The 19,015-nt window shown below is 71.7% G+C and carries 19 protein-coding genes; 15 read left to right on the forward strand and 4 right to left on the reverse strand.

The window, feature by feature from the left end; translation table 11 throughout:
• The first annotated feature begins 14 nt into the window (after positions 1-14).
• Both ABFX50_RS07940 and ABFX50_RS07945 read left to right on the forward strand, forming a co-directional pair.
• Complete coding sequence (locus ABFX50_RS07940; protein ID WP_346144573.1) at positions 15-2,996, forward strand: WD40 repeat domain-containing protein; 2,982 nt, start codon at positions 15-17, stop codon at positions 2,994-2,996.
• Positions 2,997-3,273: 277 nt separating this feature from the next.
• Positions 3,274-3,843, forward strand: a complete 570-nt coding sequence (locus ABFX50_RS07945) for a dihydrofolate reductase family protein (protein WP_030925166.1) — start codon at positions 3,274-3,276, stop codon at positions 3,841-3,843.
• Positions 3,844-4,107: 264 nt separating this feature from the next.
• Here the strand turns inward: ABFX50_RS07945 and ABFX50_RS07950 are convergent, their stop codons facing one another.
• The gene (locus tag ABFX50_RS07950) at positions 4,108-4,983 is read right to left on the reverse strand and encodes a S1 family peptidase (RefSeq protein WP_346144575.1); all 876 of its coding nucleotides are present in this window, start codon (positions 4,981-4,983) and stop codon (positions 4,108-4,110) included.
• Positions 4,984-5,226: 243 nt separating this feature from the next.
• Between ABFX50_RS07950 and ABFX50_RS07955 the strand changes: the two genes are divergently transcribed.
• From ABFX50_RS07955 to ABFX50_RS08000, 10 genes are all read left to right on the forward strand, one after another.
• Positions 5,227-6,018 carry an acyl-CoA thioester hydrolase/BAAT C-terminal domain-containing protein gene (locus tag ABFX50_RS07955; RefSeq protein WP_346144577.1) on the forward strand — a complete coding sequence of 264 codons (792 nt, stop codon included), beginning with the start codon at positions 5,227-5,229 and terminating at the stop codon, positions 6,016-6,018.
• Between the two features lie 215 nt (positions 6,019-6,233).
• Entirely contained in the window at positions 6,234-6,638 is a 405-nt protein-coding gene (locus ABFX50_RS07960) for a hypothetical protein (protein ID WP_346144579.1), read from the forward strand.
• On the forward strand, positions 6,635-7,555 hold the full coding sequence (locus ABFX50_RS07965) for an NAD-dependent epimerase/dehydratase family protein (protein WP_346144581.1): 921 nt from the start codon (positions 6,635-6,637) through the stop codon (positions 7,553-7,555). The genes ABFX50_RS07960 and ABFX50_RS07965 overlap by 4 nt, the downstream gene beginning before the upstream one ends.
• 208 nt (positions 7,556-7,763) lie before the next feature.
• Positions 7,764-8,564, forward strand: a complete 801-nt coding sequence (locus tag ABFX50_RS07970) for an alpha/beta fold hydrolase (RefSeq protein ID WP_346144913.1) — start codon at positions 7,764-7,766, stop codon at positions 8,562-8,564.
• Positions 8,564-9,907 (forward strand): PP2C family protein-serine/threonine phosphatase, encoded by a 1,344-nt coding sequence (locus ABFX50_RS07975; RefSeq protein WP_346144915.1) that lies wholly within the window; start codon positions 8,564-8,566, stop codon positions 9,905-9,907. The genes ABFX50_RS07970 and ABFX50_RS07975 overlap by 1 nt, the downstream gene beginning before the upstream one ends.
• Positions 9,904-10,233 carry an STAS domain-containing protein gene (locus tag ABFX50_RS07980; RefSeq protein WP_346144583.1) on the forward strand — a complete coding sequence of 110 codons (330 nt, stop codon included), beginning with the start codon at positions 9,904-9,906 and terminating at the stop codon, positions 10,231-10,233. The genes ABFX50_RS07975 and ABFX50_RS07980 overlap by 4 nt, the downstream gene beginning before the upstream one ends.
• 87 nt (positions 10,234-10,320) lie before the next feature.
• Positions 10,321-11,253, forward strand: coding sequence for a 2-dehydropantoate 2-reductase N-terminal domain-containing protein (locus ABFX50_RS07985; protein WP_346144585.1), 933 nt, complete (start codon positions 10,321-10,323; stop codon positions 11,251-11,253).
• The gene (locus ABFX50_RS07990; RefSeq protein ID WP_346144587.1) at positions 11,250-11,594 is read left to right on the forward strand and encodes an ArsR/SmtB family transcription factor; all 345 of its coding nucleotides are present in this window, start codon (positions 11,250-11,252) and stop codon (positions 11,592-11,594) included. The genes ABFX50_RS07985 and ABFX50_RS07990 overlap by 4 nt, the downstream gene beginning before the upstream one ends.
• A gap of 138 nt (positions 11,595-11,732) precedes the next feature.
• The gene (locus tag ABFX50_RS07995; RefSeq protein ID WP_346144589.1) at positions 11,733-12,674 is read left to right on the forward strand and encodes a GNAT family N-acetyltransferase; all 942 of its coding nucleotides are present in this window, start codon (positions 11,733-11,735) and stop codon (positions 12,672-12,674) included.
• A gap of 311 nt (positions 12,675-12,985) precedes the next feature.
• Positions 12,986-13,165 (forward strand): hypothetical protein, encoded by a 180-nt coding sequence (locus ABFX50_RS08000; protein WP_346144591.1) that lies wholly within the window; start codon positions 12,986-12,988, stop codon positions 13,163-13,165.
• A 7-nt stretch (positions 13,166-13,172) separates the two neighbouring features.
• On the opposite strand, the gene ABFX50_RS08005 is transcribed toward ABFX50_RS08000, so the two are convergent.
• The gene (locus tag ABFX50_RS08005) at positions 13,173-14,546 is read right to left on the reverse strand and encodes a serine hydrolase domain-containing protein (protein ID WP_346144592.1); all 1,374 of its coding nucleotides are present in this window, start codon (positions 14,544-14,546) and stop codon (positions 13,173-13,175) included.
• A gap of 118 nt (positions 14,547-14,664) precedes the next feature.
• On the opposite strand from ABFX50_RS08005, the gene ABFX50_RS08010 reads away from it, so the two are divergent.
• On the forward strand, positions 14,665-15,561 hold the full coding sequence (locus tag ABFX50_RS08010) for a LysR family transcriptional regulator (RefSeq protein WP_346144594.1): 897 nt from the start codon (positions 14,665-14,667) through the stop codon (positions 15,559-15,561).
• Positions 15,562-15,584: 23 nt separating this feature from the next.
• Entirely contained in the window at positions 15,585-15,884 is a 300-nt protein-coding gene (locus ABFX50_RS08015; protein WP_346144596.1) for a DUF6506 family protein, read from the forward strand.
• A 167-nt stretch (positions 15,885-16,051) separates the two neighbouring features.
• On the opposite strand, the gene ABFX50_RS08020 is transcribed toward ABFX50_RS08015, so the two are convergent.
• Positions 16,052-16,501: a DUF6069 family protein gene (locus ABFX50_RS08020; RefSeq protein ID WP_346144598.1), complete on the reverse strand. Its 450-nt coding sequence runs from the start codon at positions 16,499-16,501 to the stop codon at positions 16,052-16,054.
• 115 nt (positions 16,502-16,616) lie between these two features.
• Here ABFX50_RS08020 and ABFX50_RS08025 point away from each other — a divergent pair, with 115 nt between their 5' ends.
• Positions 16,617-17,567: an AraC family transcriptional regulator gene (locus ABFX50_RS08025; RefSeq protein ID WP_346144600.1), complete on the forward strand. Its 951-nt coding sequence runs from the start codon at positions 16,617-16,619 to the stop codon at positions 17,565-17,567.
• 15 nt (positions 17,568-17,582) lie between these two features.
• Here the strand turns inward: ABFX50_RS08025 and ABFX50_RS08030 are convergent, their stop codons facing one another.
• A complete protein-coding gene (locus ABFX50_RS08030; RefSeq protein WP_346144602.1) occupies positions 17,583-19,010 on the reverse strand; it encodes an MDR family MFS transporter in 1,428 nt (475 codons plus the stop codon).
• Between the last annotated feature and the right edge of the window lie 5 nt (positions 19,011-19,015).

The following is a 19,015-nucleotide window of genomic DNA, read 5'->3' on the forward strand; positions in this document are numbered from 1 at the left end:
GCGACCCTCGACGCATGGAAGAACTGATCAAGGCGTTGACGGAGGGCGAAAGCCGGATCGTCGCCCTCGTGCCCGAGATCGACGGGCTCGAGGGCGCGGGCGTCACCACGGTCGCGGCCGCGGCCTGCGCCGATCCGCGGGTCGTGAAGCGCTTCCCCAACGGCGTCGCCTGGTTGAGCGTGGGCGCCGACCGGCCGGAGATGCTGACGGATCAGATGGTCGATCGAGCTCTCGAGGTGAACGGCGAGAGCGACTCCGACACGGACTGGCTCGAGGCCGTCGCGACCGGCCGGCTCATGGACGGCGGCGAGTGGCCAGGCCCGCCGGGAGACGGACTGCTGGTGCTGGACGGGGTGCGCGATCCCCACCTGCCCCTCGGGGCACTGGTCATCGCCGACCACGTCAGCGTGCTGGTCACCGCCAGATCCGCCCGCGTGCTGCCCGACGACATCCCGGTCATCGCTCTGCCCGTACCGCGCTGGCCGCTGCTGGAGCGGCTGTCGGGCGAACTCGGCGTCCGCCCCGCGCAGGAGCCCGACCTGAATGACCCACGCTCGCGTGCGGCGGCCGTGCGCGAGGTGCTGAGCGCAGGGCTGGCCGGACTGAAACTGCCGGGCAGCGTGGCCCGCCTGACAGAGCTCGGCGTCTTCGCCGACGAGGCCAACATCCCCGCGGGGCTGGTGCGGCTGCTGTGGAAGCGCACCGCCGAGCTGGAACCGCTCGACTGCGAGCTCACGCTGACCGGGCTGAGCGCGCTCGGCGTGCTCTCCCGCGCGCCCGACCGCGAGGTGGTGATGATCCCCGACGTGATCCGCGGCCACCTGCGAGCGGAGCTGGCGGCCGCCGGATCCGGCGAGGTCCACCGCGCCCTGATGGAGGCCGTCGTCGAGGCCCCCCACACGGCGTTCTCCGCGGAGGACGCCAGGTATTTCCTTTTCTATCTGCCCGACCATGCGGCACAGGCCGGTGACGAGGTGTCCGACATCGTCTGCGACGGGGCGTGGCTCGCCCGCAAGCTGAACCGTTTCGGCATCGCGGCCGTGGAGCAGGACCTCATGCGGGCAGGGACACCGCTGGCCGAGCGGCTGCGCCGCACGCTCGCCCAGAGCATGACCGTGCTGGAGCGGCCGGAGCTGGTGGCGCCCCCGCTGCCGACGCTGGCGGCCACGCTCGCCTGCCGCCTGTACGGGATCCCCGAGACGGCTGACGAGGTGAAGATGCTGCTCAGCCGGCTCGGCGCCGCCTGGCTGGAGTGCCTCTGGGCCCCGCCCGACCTTCCCCATCCGGCGCTGCGCCGGGTCATGGGCCGTGCCGAGCCGCTGAGCGGGGTGGCGATCAGTCCCGACGGGTCCTGGCTGGCGACGGCGGGCGGCAACGGCAGGGTCAGGATCTGGAACCTTGACGGCAGCGTCGAAGCCACGCTCTCCGGGCACGACGACGACGTCAACGACGTGGCGATCGCGCCGGACGGCACGTGGCTGGCCACCGCGGGCGACGACGAGACCGTGCGGCTCTGGGACGACGACGGGACGGAGCGGGCCGTCCTGCACGGGCACGAGGGCGCCGTGCGGCGCGTGGTGATCGCACCGGACGGCAGCTGGCTCGTCTCGTGCGCCGCCGACCTGCGGGCCTGGTCGGCGGACGGGACTCTGCTGTGGCAGGTGGACATGACGGTCATGTCGGACTCCAGGCCGGTCATCGGTGCCGACAGCTCCTGGGTCGCCTTCGTGGACGAGGAACGCGAGAGCGTGCTGGTGTGGACGCGCGAGGGCAGCCTGCGCGCCGAGCTGGCCGGTGGCGAGGATGGTGCCCATGATGTCGCCGCGCACCCGGTCCGCGACCTGCTGATCGCAGAACACTGGGACGGCTGGATGCGGCTGTGGAGCCCGGACGGCGTGCCGCTGGGCGCGATCGAGCCGGACGGGTTCATCTTCGGCGCCCTGACCGCGGCGCCCGACGGATCCATGGTCGCGGGAGAGGGGTCCGGCAGCGACGTCCTGCTGCGGGCCCTGGAACCGGTCACCGACTCGCGCCTCACCGGGCACAGCATGCCCCCGAGCGACGTCGCCTTCAGCCCGGACGGCACCTGGCTGGCCAGCGTCAGCGACGACGCCACCGTCCGCCTCTGGGACGCCGGCGGCGGCCTGCCCGAGCCCGACGAGCACCTGCGCCGCGAACCCGTCCGCTTGCTCGCCGTCGCGGGCGACGGCAGCGTGCTGGTCACCGCGGCCTATCGCGGGCTGACCTTCCGCGACACGGAGGGCCGCGCGCTGCGGTCCGTCCACGACGAGGAACGGATCGACGCGGTGGCCATCAGCGCCGACGGCTCCGCGCTCGCCGCCGTCAACGCCGAGGACGGCCTGCTGTGGCTGCTGGATCGCGACGGCGGGATTCGCCATCGGGTACGGCTCAGCGAGCCGGGCACCGCGCTGGCCCTCGCGCCCGACGGCTCCTGGGCCGCCGTGGCGACGGAGAACGACCTCGGATTCTGGGAGGCCGACGGCCGGCTACGGACCGAGGTGCCCGTCGCGGGGGCGGAGTACCTGGCCATGGCGCCCGACGGCAGCTGGCTGGCCGCCGCCCGCTCCGACCACGTGCTGCTCTTCGACGCGCGAGGGCGGCGGCTGGGCCCGGCGTTGGACGCGGGCGAGGAGATCACGGGACTGGTCGTCTCGCCACGCGGCGACTGGGTCGCCGCCACCACCGGGCAGGGCGCGATCCTGCGGTGGGACCCCGAGGGCAGGCTCCTGGCCGAGCTCGAGGCGGCGGCGGCGGCCAGCCACCTGGCGGTGGGCCCGTTCGGGTCGTGGCTGGCCACGGTGTGCTTCGACGACGCGGTGCGGGTGTGGGACGTGCAGGCGGGTGAGTGCATCGCGGCGATCCACCTGGAGGCCGGGCTGTACGCGTGCGCGTGGACGCCCGGCGGCACCCGCCTCTACGTGGCGGGGTGGGCCGGGCTCCACGGGTTCGCCCTGCGCCTGCCGCACCAGAGCTAGTGCCGCGTCAGGCAACGTTTGCGACGTTCGTCGTTGACCCTGAGCCGACGGTAGGTGACGTGGCACCGTGCATCGAAGTCGAGCGTTATGGGCGCCGTCCCGTTGCGAACCTGAACGCCCCGAGCGCCGAATCGGTCGCGCGCTCGGTCTGCGGTCTGGTTCGCATCACGACGGTGTTGAGTAGGTGGGATCGGGCGCCGATGAGAAATGGCGCCGACAGTCGTCTAAGTAGACGTCCGGTGAAAACGCGCTGCGCGCATCAAGGGAGAGCAACGAGATGAGACCACTTCGATACTCGATCAACGTCACGCTCGACGGCTGCTGCCATCACGAGGCAGGGCTCCCCCCGGACGAGGAGTCGATGCGTTACTGGACCGCGGAGATGGAGCGAGCCGATGCCCTGCTATTCGGCCGGGTGACCTACGAGATGATGGAGTCGGCGTGGCGGAAGCCGGCCACGGACACGTGGCCTGACTGGATGGATGAGTGGCAGATCCCGTTCGCCGAGACCATCGACCGGGCGAAGAAGTACGTTGTGTCGAGCACGCTGAGCGCGGTCGATTGGAATGCCGAGCTGGTGCGAGGCGACTTCGGGCAAGCGGTTCAGCGGCTCAAGCAGGAGTCAGGCGAGGGCCTGTGGGTGGGTGGCGTGACGCTCCCCCTGGCGTTGGCAGATCTGGGACTGATCGACGAGTACGAGTTCCTTGTACAGCCGGTCCTTGCCGGACACGGGCCGACGTTGCTCGCCGGTCTGCGCGAGCGCATCCAGCTCGAGCCCGTGGACCGCCGTGAGTTCCGGTCGGGGGCGGTCGCCCTGCGATACCGGCCCACGCGAGTTACGGCTTGACGTGATTTATCCTGGCACGTTGGCCGCTCCCTCGCGACGGAACGACGGCTCGGAGTCGCGTTGGCCGCGCTGGCCGTGCCCCCGAACGCGCGGACATATCGACGGGGGACATCGCCCCGAGGTGCCGGTAGCGGACAGGGCAAACGTTGCCTGACGTGGCACTAGCACGCCCATGCCTCATGATCGCAGGGTGTGGCGTGCCTTCGCCGGAGGGCGTGCGCCCAGCGGTTCGTGGAACCGCTGGGCGCCGGTGTTCCAGCGGGCTCAGGAGGCGTTGCGCAGCTCCGCCCCCACGATGCCGTCGATCCAGCTGCGGTAGTGGGTCACGTCGGTCCAGATGCCGACGCCGGGACCGCCGTCGGGGTTGGTGGAGCAGCCCGCGCCGCCGTCCCTCCGGTCCTCGTAGTCGTCGCCGTCCCTCGAGGTCGCCCCGATCAGCTCCCACCTGCCGGCGATCATGCGGATCTGCGGACCGCCGGAGTCACCGTTGCAGGCGCTGGCGGCCCGCCCGCGGCTGTCGCCGGTGCACAGCTCGGCGCCTCGCGCGAGGTCGGAGCATCTGCCGTCGGGCACGCGCACGGTGTCGAGCTCCTGCAGCTGCCGAGGCTCGCAGGCGGGGTCCTCACCGTCCTCGCAGACCAGGCCCCAGCCGATGACGCGGGTCGGCTGGCCCACCTTTCCCGGGTCGGCGGCGATGCGGATGGGCTGGAGGGAGACCTTCCGGTCCAGCTGGACCAGCAGGATGTCGCTCCTGTGGTCGTCATCCCCGCCGCGCTGTCGCCAGCCGGGATGGGTGACGACCCGCTTGACGCTGGCGACCTCTCCGCCCTTGCCCTTCTCGAGGGAGCCGACCCGCACCTGGGTCCTGCCGGGCTTCATGAGCCCCTTGCAGTGGGCGGCGGTGACGACCCAGTCCGAGGCGATGAGGGAGCCGCCGCAGTGATGGCCGGGCTCCCTCCGCAGCTGGAAGGAGACCATGAACGAGTAGGGCTCCGTCACGGCCCTTCCACCGATGATGGCGGGACGGCCCGCGCCGGGGGCGGCGGCGGTGACGGCAGCGGTGGCGGCAGGAGCCAGCGCGAGGCCGGCGGCCATGAGGGCGGCGAGCACCGCTGATCGTCTGCGAATTGCCTTGAACACACACATCTCCATCAGTTGAGGGGTATGGCTGGAGCTTGACCGATGGTTGCCGCTTTTGTCCAGCTTTCGACCGGTTCGCACCGGAAACGAAGGATACGCAAGGTTATCTATGCCTTTGGCAGATTTTGAGGGAGGGCCGCCTGCGGAACACGTGGCCGAGAGTTCCGGGGCGGAAGGTCTTCGTAGTGCGGTGGCCGCGGCTGGGCGGCAGGCCTGTCCCGGCGAAACGTCGATAATCCTCATATGGAAAGCTGCCTGACCACCTCCGACAACGCCGAGGTCGGAGTGCTCGTCCTGGGCGGATCCAGCGGCCGCGTCGAGGCGGGTCGCTGCGCGCTGCTGTCCGCGCACGGGATGACCGCGATGTCCATCCGCTGGTTCGGCGGACCGGGTCAGCCGCCCGGCATCTGCGAGGTGCCGCTGGAGACCTTCGTGTCCGCGCTCGACCTGCTGGCCGCGACGGGAGTGTCGCGGCTGGCCGTGCTCGGGCTGTCCAAGGGCGCGGAGGCGGCCCTGATGCTGGCGTGCGTCGAGCCGCGGGTCCAGGCGGTGGTCGCCCTTTCGCCCTCATCGGTCGTCTGGGCCAACGTCGGGCCAGGGCCGGACGGCGTCACCGTGCCGTACCGCTCATCGTGGACATGGCGCGGGCGACCCGTTCCCTTCGCCCCCTACCCCGCGCAGTGGCCGACGGAGGGGCCGCCCACCTCCTTCCGCGCGTTCTACGAACGCGGCCTGGCAGCCGCGCCTCCCGAGGCGGCCATTCCGCTGGAACGCACTCGGGCGGAGGTCCTCCTGGTGGCGGGCGGCGACGACCTCATGTGGCCGTCGCTCGCCTTCGCCAACGCACTGGCCGGGCGTCGTGAGGTTCGCATCGTCAGCCACCCGTCGGCGGGGCACCGCCCGCTCCTTCCCGGCGAGGCTCCGCCTCCGCCATCGCAGTCCTATCTGTACGGCGGATCGCCCGAAGCCGATGCCGCCCTGGGGGCGTCGGCCTGGCCGCGCATCGTGGACATGCTGAACCAGCCGAATGCGTGACCGCGCCGGCGACCCTTCCCGCTCCGCCGAGCACTGGCGCGCGGCCCGCGACGGCGGGCCGAAGCCGTGGCACCTCTCGAGGGCGGCCGCGCTCCCTCGCGGCCCGGGGCGCGTCCAGCGCGCTGTGACAGGTGTGCGTCAGATCACAACCCCGCGTGTCACAGCCGTCCTTCCTCGATCCGTCTGAAACGCGAAGGCGGAAGAAAGGACGGATCATGACAGCGGGTCGTTTCGTCAAGGTCGTCACGGTGCTGGCCGCGATGTCCATGCTGATCACCGGGGTGTGGGCGCGGGTCGATCCCGCGAGCTTCGCCGAGTGGGCCAACTGGCCGAACCACGTGCACTTCCTGCACGACGCGGGTGTGTTCCAGATCGCCATCGGTCTGATGCTGCTGTGCGCGCTGTGGTGGCGCGACGTCGTGGTGGTGGTGCTGGCGGGCTTCGTGTTCGCCAACACCTTCCACGCGTTCAACCACGCGGTCGACCTCGAGCTCGGTGGCGGCAACGCCAGCGACCCGTGGGCGTTGCTGGCGGTCTCGGTGGTGGCCGCGGCGGGGCTCGCCGTCAGGCTGCGCACGCTTCACATCCGCAGGAACGCCAAGGAAGGGGCGAGCGCGTGAACGTCCTGCTCGCGGGGGCCACCGGCACGCTGGGTTCGGTCCTGGTCCGCGACCTGCTCGCCGCCGGTCATACGGTGCTGGGACTCACGAGGTCCGCCGGCGGCGCCCGGCGGCTCGCCGAGGCGGGCGCCGTACCGGTGGTGGCGGACATGATGGACCGCGAGGCGCTGCTGGCCGCGCTCGACGGCCGGCAGGCGGACGCGGTCGTCCACGAGGCCACCGCGATCACCGGCCTGCCGCTGTTCCACCGCGCCCTCTACGCCACCGACGCCCTGCGCGACCGCGGCACCGCCCACCTCCTCGAGGCGGCGAAGCTGGTGGGCGCGCACAGGTTCGTCACCCAGTCGTTCTTCCTTGGGTACGGCTACCGCGACCACGGCGAGGCCCCCGTCACCGAGGAGCGCCCCTTCGCCGAGCTCGGCCAGGGCGCCTTCGACCCCCACATGCGCTCGATGCGCGCCAACGAGGAGCAGGTGTTCGGCGCACCGGGCATCGAGGGGATCTCCCTGCGCTACGGGATGTTCTACGGTCCCGAGGCGTCGACCAGGAAGCTCATGGACATGACCAGGAAGCGGATGCTTCCCGTTCCTGACCCTGCGGGCACCGTCTCGCTCATCCACATCGAGGACGCCGCCTCCGCCACGGTGGCCGCCCTCGAACGCGGCGTGGCAGGCCGGGCGTACAACGTCGCCGACGACCATCCCGTCCGCTTCGACGACTACGTCAGGGCCCTCGCGGCGGCGGCCGGCGCGCCCGCGCCGCTGCGGTTGCCCAGCGCCCTGCTGCGCCCGATGCCGTACATGTACGCGCTGATGGTGGGCACGCGCATCCGGCTGAGCTCCGAGCGGGCGAAGCACGAGCTGGGATGGGCGCCGGCTTACCCCTCCTACCGCGAAGGGCTCGCGTTCGCGACGTAGCCGCATGTGTTCATCTCTCCATGACGGGAGCGCGCCCGGCATTCGGTCGCGGGATGCCGGGCGCGCCCAGCGGTGCCGCCGTCCGCGTACTTCGCGATCGTTTCGGCCCAGGTCGCCCTTGTGCTGCACGATCCCGCGCAGGCGCCGACGCGCCCCATGACGGCCCGCCGTCCGGGTGGGCTCAGCGAAGATGGAAAACTGGGTAGTCATGGACATCTGCCGCAGGAACAACGTAACGGTGACCGGTCGCTCCGACGGGCCGGTGGTCGTGCTGGCACACGGATTCGGCTGTGACCAGAACATGTGGCGCCTGATCGTCCCCGCCTTGACCGAGCGCTACCGGGTGGTGCTCTTCGACTACGTGGGCTCCGGCGGTTCGGAGCTGTCGGCGTGGAGCGAGGACCGCTACGCGTCGCTGGACGGCTACGCCCAGGACGTGGTGGATGTCTGCGACGAGCTGGATCTTGAGCGGGCCGTGTTCGTGGGGCACTCGGTCAGCGCCATGATCGGTGTGCTGGCCGCGCAGGCGGCCCCGGAGCGGATCGGGGCGCTGGTGATGGTGACGCCCTCGCCGTGCTACATCGACGACGACGGCTACCTCGGCGGGTTCACCGCGCAGGACATCGACGAGCTGCTGGCCGCGCTGGAAGCGAACTACCTGGGCTGGTCATCCACGATGGCCCCGGTCATCATGGGCAACCCCGAGCGCCCCGAGCTGGGGGAGGAGCTGACCAACAGTTTCTGCGCGACCGATCCCGACATCGCGCGGGTCTTCGCCCGCACGACGTTCCTGTCCGACAGCCGTCAGGACCTGAAGAGCGTGCACGTGCCGACGCTGGTGCTGGAATGCGTCCAGGACGTCATCGCCCCGCGTGAGGTCGGCGCGTTCGTGCACGCCGCGATCCCCTCCTCCCGCCTGGTCACCTTGGACGCCACGGGTCACTGCCCGCAGCTGAGCGCGCCGGAGGCCACCGCGCGGGCCGTCCTGGACTTCCTGGAGTCCCTGTGATGTGCCGGACGGAGCAGGACCCCGAATCGTCCGAGACCGAGGACGAGGCCGACACGGACGCGGTGTTCATCGCGCTGCTGGAGGACAGTTCCGAGGAACTGTACGAGTCGGCGCCCTGCGGGTATCTGTCCACGCTGATGGACGGCACCATCGCCAAGATCAATGCCACGCTGTTGCGCTGGCTCGGCATGGAGCGCGAGGCGGTCGTGGGGCGTAGACGTTTCACCGACCTGCTCACTGTCGGCGGCAAGCTGTACCACGAGACCCACTTCGCGCCGCTGCTGCGGATGAAGGGCGAGCTCAGCGGCATCGCCCTGGAGATGAAGACCGCCGACGGCGGCCGGCTGCCCGTGCTGGTCTCCTCCACCGTCAAGCACAGCGGTGAAGGCGAGCCGCTGCTGATCCGCACCACCGTCTTCGACGCCTCCGACCGCCGCACCTACGAAGAGGAACTCCTGCATCGCAAGCGGGAGGCCGAACAGGCCAGGGCGGAAGCCGAGCAGGCACGCGCGGAGGCGGAAGAGGCGCGCCGGCAGGCCGAGGCCGACCGCGCCCGGCTGTCCGACGCCCTGGCCGTGCTGCAGCAGTCGCTGCTGCCGGCATCGCTGCCGGCCGCGCCGGGGCTGGAAACGGCCGTCTACTACCACACGGCCTCCCCCGACCGGCTGGGCGGCGACTTCTACGACCTGTTCCCCGTCGACGGCGCCCGCTGGGGCTTCTTCCTCGGCGACGTGTGCGGCAAGGGGCCCGAGGCCGCGGCCCTGACCTCCCTGGTCCGCTACACCCTGCGCGCCGCCGCCCTCCACGACCCTGAGCCGGCCACCGCCCTGGCCACGCTGAACGCCGTCCTGCACGAGCGGTACGCCGCCAACGGCGACGTCCGCTACTGCACCGCCATCTTCGGCATCGTCGACACCGGCTCCCGCCCTGGCCACGCCACTGTCCGCCTCGCTTCCGGCGGGCATCCCTCGGCCCTGATCCTGCGGGCAGGCGGCCACGCCGAATTCCTGCCCACCCCCGGCGGCCTGCTCGTCGGTATCCTGCCCAGCGCGCCCGCCACCACCGCCGAGACCGTCCTCGAGCCCGGTGACACCCTTCTGCTCTACACCGACGGCCTGACCGAGGCCCGCACCGGGCCCACCCACAACAGCCTGTACGGCGAGGACGCCCTGCACGCCTTCGTCACCGCGCATGCTCCCTGCACACCCCAGGAGGCGATCGGAGCGCTGAGCGAGTTGCTGGACAGCTTCGGCGACGGTCTCGACGACGACACCGCCCTGCTCGCCCTCGGCGTTCCCGCCGCTCCTCCGCACCCTCTCCCGGCAACGAAACACGACCGATGAACTCGCTGACCATCACCGACAGAGACGCCGCCGCCGGACCCGTCGTGGAGGTCACCGGCGACCTCGACTACACCCACGCCGCCGCCCTGCGCCGACAGGTCGAGCGCCTCACGCTCCGACCGGGCCAGTGCCTGGTCATCGACCTGGCCGGCCTGAGGTTCTGCGACTCCAGCGGTATCACCGCACTGCTCGCGGCCCGCCAGCACGCCCTGGCCGCCGGCGCCGACATCGCTCTGGCCGCCGTTCCCGCCAACACCTTGCGTATCCTGACCGTCATCGGCCTCGACCAGATCTTCACCCTCCACCCCGCCGCCAGCACCGCCTGACCGCCATCCCGCGCACCCCACGGAAGCGACGGTCGCGGCTGCTAGCATCGATATATCCAAATATTTAGATGGATGTATGGAGGTGTGATGTCCAAGGTGCTGGTGGTCGGGGCGGGGGCGCTCGGGCAGGTCTTCGGCTCCTGGCTGGCCGAGGGGGGAGCCGAGGTCAGCTTCCTGGTGCGGCAGGGCAGGGAGGGCTGGGCCGAGGACGGGGTGGAGCTGTTCCGGCTGAGGAAGGGCCGGCCGGCGGTCGGGAGGCGGCTGGTGCCGCACCAGGTGATCAGCCGGCCGCCGCGAGAAGCGTGGGACATGGTGTGGCTCTGCGTCGACTCTCCCGCGCTGCGCGGAGACTGGACGCGTGAGCTGCGCGCGGCGGCCGGTGCGGCGACCGTGGTCACCATCGGCCAGGACCCGCACGACCTGGACACCCTGGCCGGGGTCTGGCCGCGGGAGTCGATCGTCCAGGTGACGCCGACGCTGCTCGCCTACCAGGCGCCTCTGGAGGCGGAGGTGCCAGGCCAGGGCGTGGCCTACTGGGTGCCGCCCGGCTCGGCGATGGGGGCCGCGGGGGCGCGCGCCCCGCAGGTCATCGACGCGCTGCGGCGCGGCGGCGCGCGGGTGAGGCGGGTGCGCAAGGCCGGGTCCGGCGAGGTCGCCGCCGCCAGGATGGTTCCCTACATCGCCGCGATCGAGAGCGCGGGCTGGTCCTTGCGGGCCGTACGGAGGCGGTTGGGGGGTGCGGCGGCGGCCAGCCGCGAGGCGGTCGCCGTGACGGCGGCTCAGCACGGAGGGCGCCCTCCGTTGTCCGTGCCGGCCTGGGCCGTGGGACTGGCCCTGCGCGCGCTGCCGCTGCTGACCCCCTTCGACCTGCAGCGCTACCTGGAAGCGCACTTCACCAAGGTCGGCGCGCAGACCCGGCTGATGCTGGACGGCTGGATCGCCGATGGCGCCGCCCGCGCGCTCCCCGTGACCCACCTCGCCGCCCTTCGCGGCTCCCTTCCCGAAGGAGCGCCGGCGTGAGCGGCCCGGTGGCGGCTCGGGACGTTCTCGCCCTCTTCTCGCAGACCAGGCCGCTGTTCACCGCGCTGGGCGACGAGCGCAGGCAGGAGATCATCGTCTTCCTCCTGGAGTCCACCGATCCGCGCAGCGTCGGAGAGATCGCCGCCCACCTGAACCTGTCCCAGCCCGCGGCCTCCCACCACCTGAAGATCCTGCGCGACGCGAGGCTCGTGACGGTACGGCGCAGCGGCACCCAGCGCCTGTACGCCCTCAACGCCGCGGACTACCCGCAGCTGCTGACGCCGATGCGCGACCTCGTCACGTTGATCGTCTCGTGCGCCATGGCATCACCTCCGCGATGAGGCGTTGAAGGGGATCTGGTAAGCCAGCGTTCCACGGTTACCCGAGACGAAGGAAAGTTTCTAGAGGGTATCCGCTAGGGAAAATTTCTTCCCCGAACTTATTGACCTTGGGCCTGACCCATCGCAAAGCTCTTGGGCATGACGGTCACTGTCCGCGCGTTCGCCCCCGGTGACGAGCGCTCTCTGATCGAATCCTGGAACCGGAGCCTGCCGGCCGACCCCACGACCGCGGCGTGGTTTCGCGACTGCGTCCTGCTCGACCCCAACTTCGACCCTGAAGGCCTGCGCGTGGCCGTGGCGGAGGGCCACGTGGTGGGGTGCGCCTACGCCGTCCGCCGGTTGACGCCGCTCGCGCCGGGCACGGACCTGGAGCCCGAGGCCGGCTGGATCCCGTTCTTCTTCGTCGCGCCGGACCACCGGGGTGGCGGGCTCGGACGGCGCCTGCTCACCGAGGCGCTGGAGTTCCTGCGGGCCAGGGGCAGGACGCGGGTCGACTTCGCCTCCTACACGCCCAACTACGTGCTGCCCGGCGCCGATCCCGAGCTCTACCCGGACGGGTTCGCCCTGCTGACCGGTCTCGGGTTCGCCACCCTCTACTCGCCGGTCGCGATGGACCGCACGCTGGTCGGCTACCTGACACCGCAGGACGTGCACGAGCTGCGCGCCAAGCGGGAGAGCGAGGGGTACGGCTTCCGCAGCCCGGCCGACGGCGAACTGCCCGAGCTGATCAGGTTCGCGGCCGACGAGTTCAACCCCGACTGGGGGGAGGCGATCCGCCACCACAGGGACCCCACCCGCATGGTCATCGCCAAGAAGCGGGACCGGCTGGTGGGGTTCGCGCTGTATGCCGCCTACCGCGGCATCCCCGAGCGGTTCGGCCCCTTCGGCGTGGACGAGGGCGAGCGGGGCACCGGGCTCGGCAAGATCCTGCTCCACCTCACGATGACGAGGATGCGGGCCGAGGGTCTGCACTCCTCGTGGTTCCTCTGGACCGGGGAGGCCAGCCCCGCAGGACACCTGTACACCAGGGCGGGATACCAGGTCACCCGCCGCTTCCACGTCATGAGGTGGACGGCATGACCCATGTCCTGGCCATCGGGGCCCACGCGGGAGACATGGACCTGACGGCGGGAGCCGTACTCGCGCAGCACGTGCTGGAGGGGCAGCGCGCCACGCTCCTGCACCTCACGCTCGGCGAGCCCCGTCGCGCTGCCGATCTGCTCCACGCGGGTGCCGGACCGCACCGAGCTCGGCGACGGCCGGTGGACCCACTGCTGGCACGCCGAGGCCGCGGGGCTCCGGCACAACTGATCCGCAAGCGGTCCCAAGTGATCCGCAGTTCGGTCGCGGTGAACTCTTTCGTGTCCCGACGAAAGAGAAGGAGTCATGCGATGTCGCGTTCTTCCAGGCTAGGCAGGCGGCTCACGGCCGTCGTGCTCGGCGTCCTCGCCGCCGGCGTGATCGGCGGCGCCACCGCCGCTCCGGCCCAGGCGCAGGACATGGAGTGGGTGTGGGACTGGTGCTTCGACTGGGAGGGCGGCGGCTACGGCATGTGCTGGCGTCACCTCTGAGGCAGGCTCAGAAGTAGCGGGGAGTGAGGTCCGTCGTCGGCCACGACGTGATGCCCATGGCGGCGTCGTACAGCTCGTCCAGCAGCGCGTCGTAGTCGGCGGCGCCCTCCTCCTCCCGCCGGTTGAACGTCGCGCAGTAGGTGACTCCGTTGTGCATGCGGGACAGGATCGCGAACGTGCCGGGCAGCGAGCCGTTGTGCCAGGTGTTGAGGCCCGAGCCCATGGTGCGCACCCACCAGCCGCCCGCGTACCACGAGCCGTGCTGGTTGAGGCCGGTCTCGGGCTTGGCCAGGAGTTTGGCGACCGAGGCGGAGCTCAGCACGCCGCCCCCGCCCGTGAAGATCGTGGAGAGTCTGACCAGGTCGACCGCCGAGGCCAGCCAGCCGCCCGCCGAGTCGAGGTTGGCGTAGTTGGCGCCGCCGTACGGGTGGGGGACCACGGCGCCCGAGTCGTCCAGGACCGTCTTGGCCGTGTACTTCGAGTGGTAGGGCAGGCCCTCCTCGACGCTCCTGCTCAGGCGCATCCTGGTGATGCCGACAGGGGCGAGCACCTTCTGCTTGACGTACGACTCGTAGCTCTGGCCCGAGACCTTCTCGATGATCCGGCCCAGCAGCAGGAAGTTGTAGTTGTTGTACGACATGCGGGTGCCGGGGGCGAAGTCGAGCGGCCGCTGGGTGGCGTACGCGAGGATGTGCGCGTGCGTGATGGGCAGCGGCACGTCCAGGGTCGCCGAGATGGCGTGGTCGGAGAACAGGTAGTCGCGCTTGGACACCTCCTTGTCCCAGCCGCCGAGGTTCTGCATCAGGCGCAGGACGGTCACCTTGGCGAGGCGCGCGTCGGCCGCGGCCGACAGGCCGAGCAGCGTGGTCACGGAGGCGCCGAGCGAGAGCTTGCCGTCCTGGACGAGTCGCATGATCGCGGCGCTGGTGATGTGCTTGCTCAGGCTGGCGATCCGGAACAGCGAGGTGGGCTGCACCAGTGCGAGGCCGGCGGTGTTCCCCCGCCAGATGAGAGGCCCAGCGGTGGGGGAGGCGCTCGGGCTGGGGCTCGGGCTGACGCTGGGGCTCGGGGTCGCGGTGGGCGTCGGCGTCGGAGACGGACTGGGCGAGGGAGCGCGGGTGAAGGAGTAGTGCCCGTAGCCGCGGGCCAGCAGGATCTTGCCGTTCCTCGAGACCGCGAGCTGGGCGCAGCTGATCGAGCGCGCCTGGATGAAGGTCTTCAGCATGGTGTCGAGGCGGGCGAGCTGGGCGGGGACGATGCCCGTGGTGGTCACCTCGCTCGCCGCCGCCGCCGCCGCCGCCGCCGGACGCAGGCCGAGGGCGAGAGCGGGTACGGCTCCCACGCTCGCTGCGAGAAGGTTCCTGCGGCTGATCGTCGTCACTGCTGACTCCCTAGTCCCAGATATGTCAGGCAGCACCGTATATTACGGACATCTCGTAGGTGGGGTTTGTGGCCGAATAAGGGCGGCGTCCCCGAAAGCCACCGACTTGGATGTCCCTATGGAGCTGCGGCGGTTGCGGTACTTCCGCGCGGTGGCCGAGGAGGCCAACCTCACCAGGGCGGCGGAGTGGCTCGGCATCCGCGCGACCTCGCTCAGCTCGCAGATCATCGCGTTGGAGCGCGAGCTCGGCGCCGCGCTGTTTCGGCGGACACCCGCAGGGATGGAGCTCACGGCGGCGGGGAGAGCGCTGCTCGCCCACGCCACAGGGGTGCTGGAGGCGGCGGAGTCGGCCGAGCGCGCCGTGCGCGACGCCGCGGACGAGGAGCGGGCGCTGCGCATCGGTGTGACGCCCGGCAGTCCGCCATGGGCGGTGCGGGCGTTGTGGCGGGGCGCGAACGTGGAGGCGCGTGACCTCTCCGTGGCGCGCCAGCTCACCTCGCTGCGCGCGGGGGAGCTGGACGGCGGGTTGCTCGTGCTTCCCGCCGACACCTCAGGGCTCGGCTCCGCGCTGGTCAGCGAGGCGCGGCTGGGCGTGCTCGTGTCCCGCGACCACCCCTTGGCGGCTCGGCCCCGCGCGAGCTGGGCCGACCTGGACGGCCAGGAGCTGTTGTGGTTCGACAGGCGGCTGGCTCCCGGCTACCACGAGGCGGTGCTGAGCGCGTGTCGCCAGGCGGGCTGGCCGCCCGTCCGGGTGCGGGAGGGCGCCGCCAGGCACGGCCTGCTCGCGGCCGAACTGTCGCACGGGGGAGCTCTGGTGGCTCTTCGCCCCCGGTGGGACATGCGCGAGGGCGACGGGCTGACGTGGCTCCCGCTGTCCGGCGGCCCGTCGGTCCGGCACGCGCTGGTCTGGGATCCCGCGCGGGAGCACGCTGGCCGCCTCCGTGATCTGGCCGCCCACCTGGCACGTGAGGCGCCGCCTCACGGTCATGAGGAGACACCTCGTGGACGGGGATGACGGCCCCGCCTAGGTTGCCTGACATGGCACTTTCTCACTGGGGATTCATCTACATGGCCGACGGCTGCGACCCCGATCGCGACGTCTCGATCATCGAGACCGGCGCCAGCAGGACCGTTCTGGTCGGGATCGGACGGCACGACCAGCTCGTGGAGGCGGCCGTCAAGCTGGTCGCCGACGGCGCCCAGCTCGTGGAGCTGTGCGGGGCCTTCGGCCCGACCTGGACGGCGCGCTTGATCGAGGCGGTGGGCGGCGCCGTACCGGTGGGAGCGGTCGGTTACGGCCCCGAAGCGGTCGACCAGCTGCACGCGATCTTCTCCTGACGACCGAGGGTCAGCGCACCTCCTTGCGGACCACGCGCAGGACGCCCGCGGCCATCGGCAGGACGACGCGGGCCTGTTGTGAACGGGCGCCGGGACCGGCAGCGCGGCGGCGGGTCAGACGCGAGCTCGCAGCCGCCCGCGAGCAGCGGCGGCGGCTGACGCGGAGGTCAGGGTCGATGCCGGGTGGCCGAGGACGCACGCGCGCCGCGGCCCAGCACGGGAACGAGCACGGCCGCGACCGCCAGATGCATGAGGGACAGCATGACCTTGGCCCCCGTCGTGGCACCGACGCCGAGGATCGGCACGAAGGACAGCACCAGGACCGCGAGGGCCAGCACCGTCCAGACGAGCCCGGCGCGACGCGGCGCGCGGCGTTCCAGTACGGCGAGCGCCCCCCAGCCGAGCAGCGACAGGATCAGCGTGAAGCCGGCCACCATCGGCAGGCCGACGACCATGGGCGGCCGGCCGTCGCGCTGATCGACCGTGAGGTCGATGCCCAAGGCCAGGGCGAGGAGCCAGAGCAGGCTGGTGGCCAGGACGGCGCCCGCCACCGCGACGGATCGTGACCGGCGGCGTCCGAGTCGGGCGCTGCCGGTGGTGGTGGCCATGTCGGCCATGGGGTCCTCCTTCAGTGGCGGATAACTGATCCTCAAATGTAGGAGGGAGGATGAAGATGACGAATGCTTCACAGTCGCGAATTCATACGTCATCGTCTTCTGCTAGCGTCGCCGCATGGATGTGCTCAGCGATGTGATCGCCATCATGCGCTCCGGGCGGCCCCGCTCGGCAAGGGTCGCCTGGCACGGTCCGTGGGGGCAGCGCTTCCCCTCGGTGCCGGGATCGGCCGGATTCCAGGTCGTCCTGCAGGGGTCCTGCTGGCTCATCCCGCCGACCGGCGACCCTGTCGCGCTCGGCGTGGGCGACGTGGTGTTCTTCCCTCACGGCCACGGCTACGGTCTGGCCGACAGCCCTGCGGCGTCGCTGGCCGAGCCCGCCTGCGACCCGATGGAGGACGCCGAGCTGTTCGTCTCCGACCTCGTCGGGCGGAGCGGGCCCGTCACGGTGACACTGTGCGGCGGCTACCAACTCGACCCCGCCAGGGCCCACCCTCTCCTGCGCGACCTGCCCGAGGTCATCCACCTGCCCGCCAGGGTCGGCCGGCACCCCGAGCTGCGCGCGGCGGTCGACCTGCTCGGCGCCGAGGTCGACCGTCCAGGCCTGGGCGCCGACACCCTCGTGCTCGCCCTGCTGGACATGCTGCTGGTGTACATCCTGCGCGCCTGGTTCGCCGACCGGCCCGCGGGGAGCCAGGCCGCCGGCTGGTCGGCCGCCCTGGCCGACCCGGCGGTCAACGCCGCCCTGCACGCCATCCACCAGGACCCCGCCCGGCCCTGGACGGTCCAGACCCTCGCCGATCGGGCGCGCCTGTCGCGGGCCGCCTTCTCCAAGCGCTTTACCGCCCTGGCAGGCCAGCCGCCCCTCACCTACCTGACCTGGTGGCGCCTGGCCGTCGCGGCGCGGATGCTGCGAGAGTCCGACGCCCAGCTCGGCGAGGTGGCCACGCGCGTCGGCTACACCTCCGAGTTCGCCTTCGCCAACGCCTTCAAGCGCGAGTACGGTCTCGCGCCGGGCCGGTACCGCCGCCAGGGCGGAGAGGCGGTCTCTGCCTCCACCGCGACGTAGGTCACGCGGGCGGCGCTAGATCGACGAGCGGTTGACCGAGCGCGGCAGCAGTGCGAGCAGGACGACCAGCGCGGCGGCCACCGGCACCCCCCAGAAGAGCACCTCGGGGACGGCGGCGGCCGTCGCCTCGGCGGTCTGGGCGCCGCTGCCCCGCAGCTCCCTGGTCAGCAGGCTGCCGAAGCTCGCGACCCCGAGCGACATGCCGAGGCCGCGCACCGACAGCGTGGCTGAGGTGACGGCCGCGAGATCGGCGGGCGAGGCGGCGTTCTGCGCGACGACCACCAGGTTCTGCATCAGGAGCCCGAACCCGACGCCCAGCACGCCGAGTTCGAGGGCGAGCACGGCGTAGGCGGTCCCCGGTCCGATCTGGCTGACCAGCGCGAAGCCCAGCACCACGACGAGCGAGCCGGCGACGAGCGAGGACTTGTACCTGCCGCTCCTGCCGACGCGGGCGCCGGCGAGGAACGACACCGCCATGAAGGTGACGACGTACGGGTTGAGCGCGAGGCCCGCCTGCGTGGCGCCCATGCCGTACGCGCCCTGCAGATAGGTGGGCAGGTAGACGACCGAGCCGCCGAGCAGCGCACCGAGGAGCACGGTGGCGGGCAGGGCGATCCGCAGCGCGGGGTCGGCGAACAGCCTCGGCGGAAGCAGCGGGTTGACCGCCCGCCGCTCCCACCACACGAAAGCCGTCAGGAGGACGGCGAAGGCGCCGACCAGCCCGAGGATCACGGCGGAGGTCCACGCGTGGGCGCGACCGCCCCACTCGGCCACCAGCAGCAGGCTCACCGTCGCCCCGACGAGCAGCACGGACCCCGCGACGTCGACCCTGCCGCCCCCTCCTGCCCTCGGCAGCCGCAGCGCGAACGCGACCATGGCGATGCTGAGCAGGCCGAGCGGCAGGTTGATGTAGAAGATCCAGCGCCAGCCCACGGCGTCGGTGATCGCCCCGCCGGCCAGCGGCCCGCCCACGCTGGCGACGGCGAAGACACCGCCGGTGAGGCCCTGCACCCTGCCGCGCAGGCGCTGCGGGTAGAGCTCGGACAGCGCGATCGTGGGCAGGACGAACAGCGCGCCCGCGCCGATGCCCTGCAGCGTCCTGGCGGCGATCAGCTGGGGGGTCGACTGCGCCAGGCCGCACAGCACGGAGCCCGCGATGAAGACGGCGACCGCGGTGACGAAGACGGCGCGCCGTCCGAATCTGTCGCTGAAGCGGCCGTAGAGCGCGCCGGTGGTGGTCGAGGCCAGCACGTAGGAGGTCACGATCCAGCCGATGGCGTCCATGCCGCCCAGGTCGGCGGCGATGTCGGGCAGCGCGATGGCCACGACCGTCTGGTCCAGGACCGACAGCAGCATGCCGATCAGGAGCCCGGCCGTGGCCAGCGGAACCCGGCTCGCGCCGGCCGGGGCGTCGGATGCGGTCTGGACGGACTGCGCGGACACGGCGC

The organism is Nonomuraea recticatena (assembly GCF_039533245.1).
Lineage (GTDB): Bacteria > Actinomycetota > Actinomycetes > Streptosporangiales > Streptosporangiaceae > Nonomuraea > Nonomuraea roseola.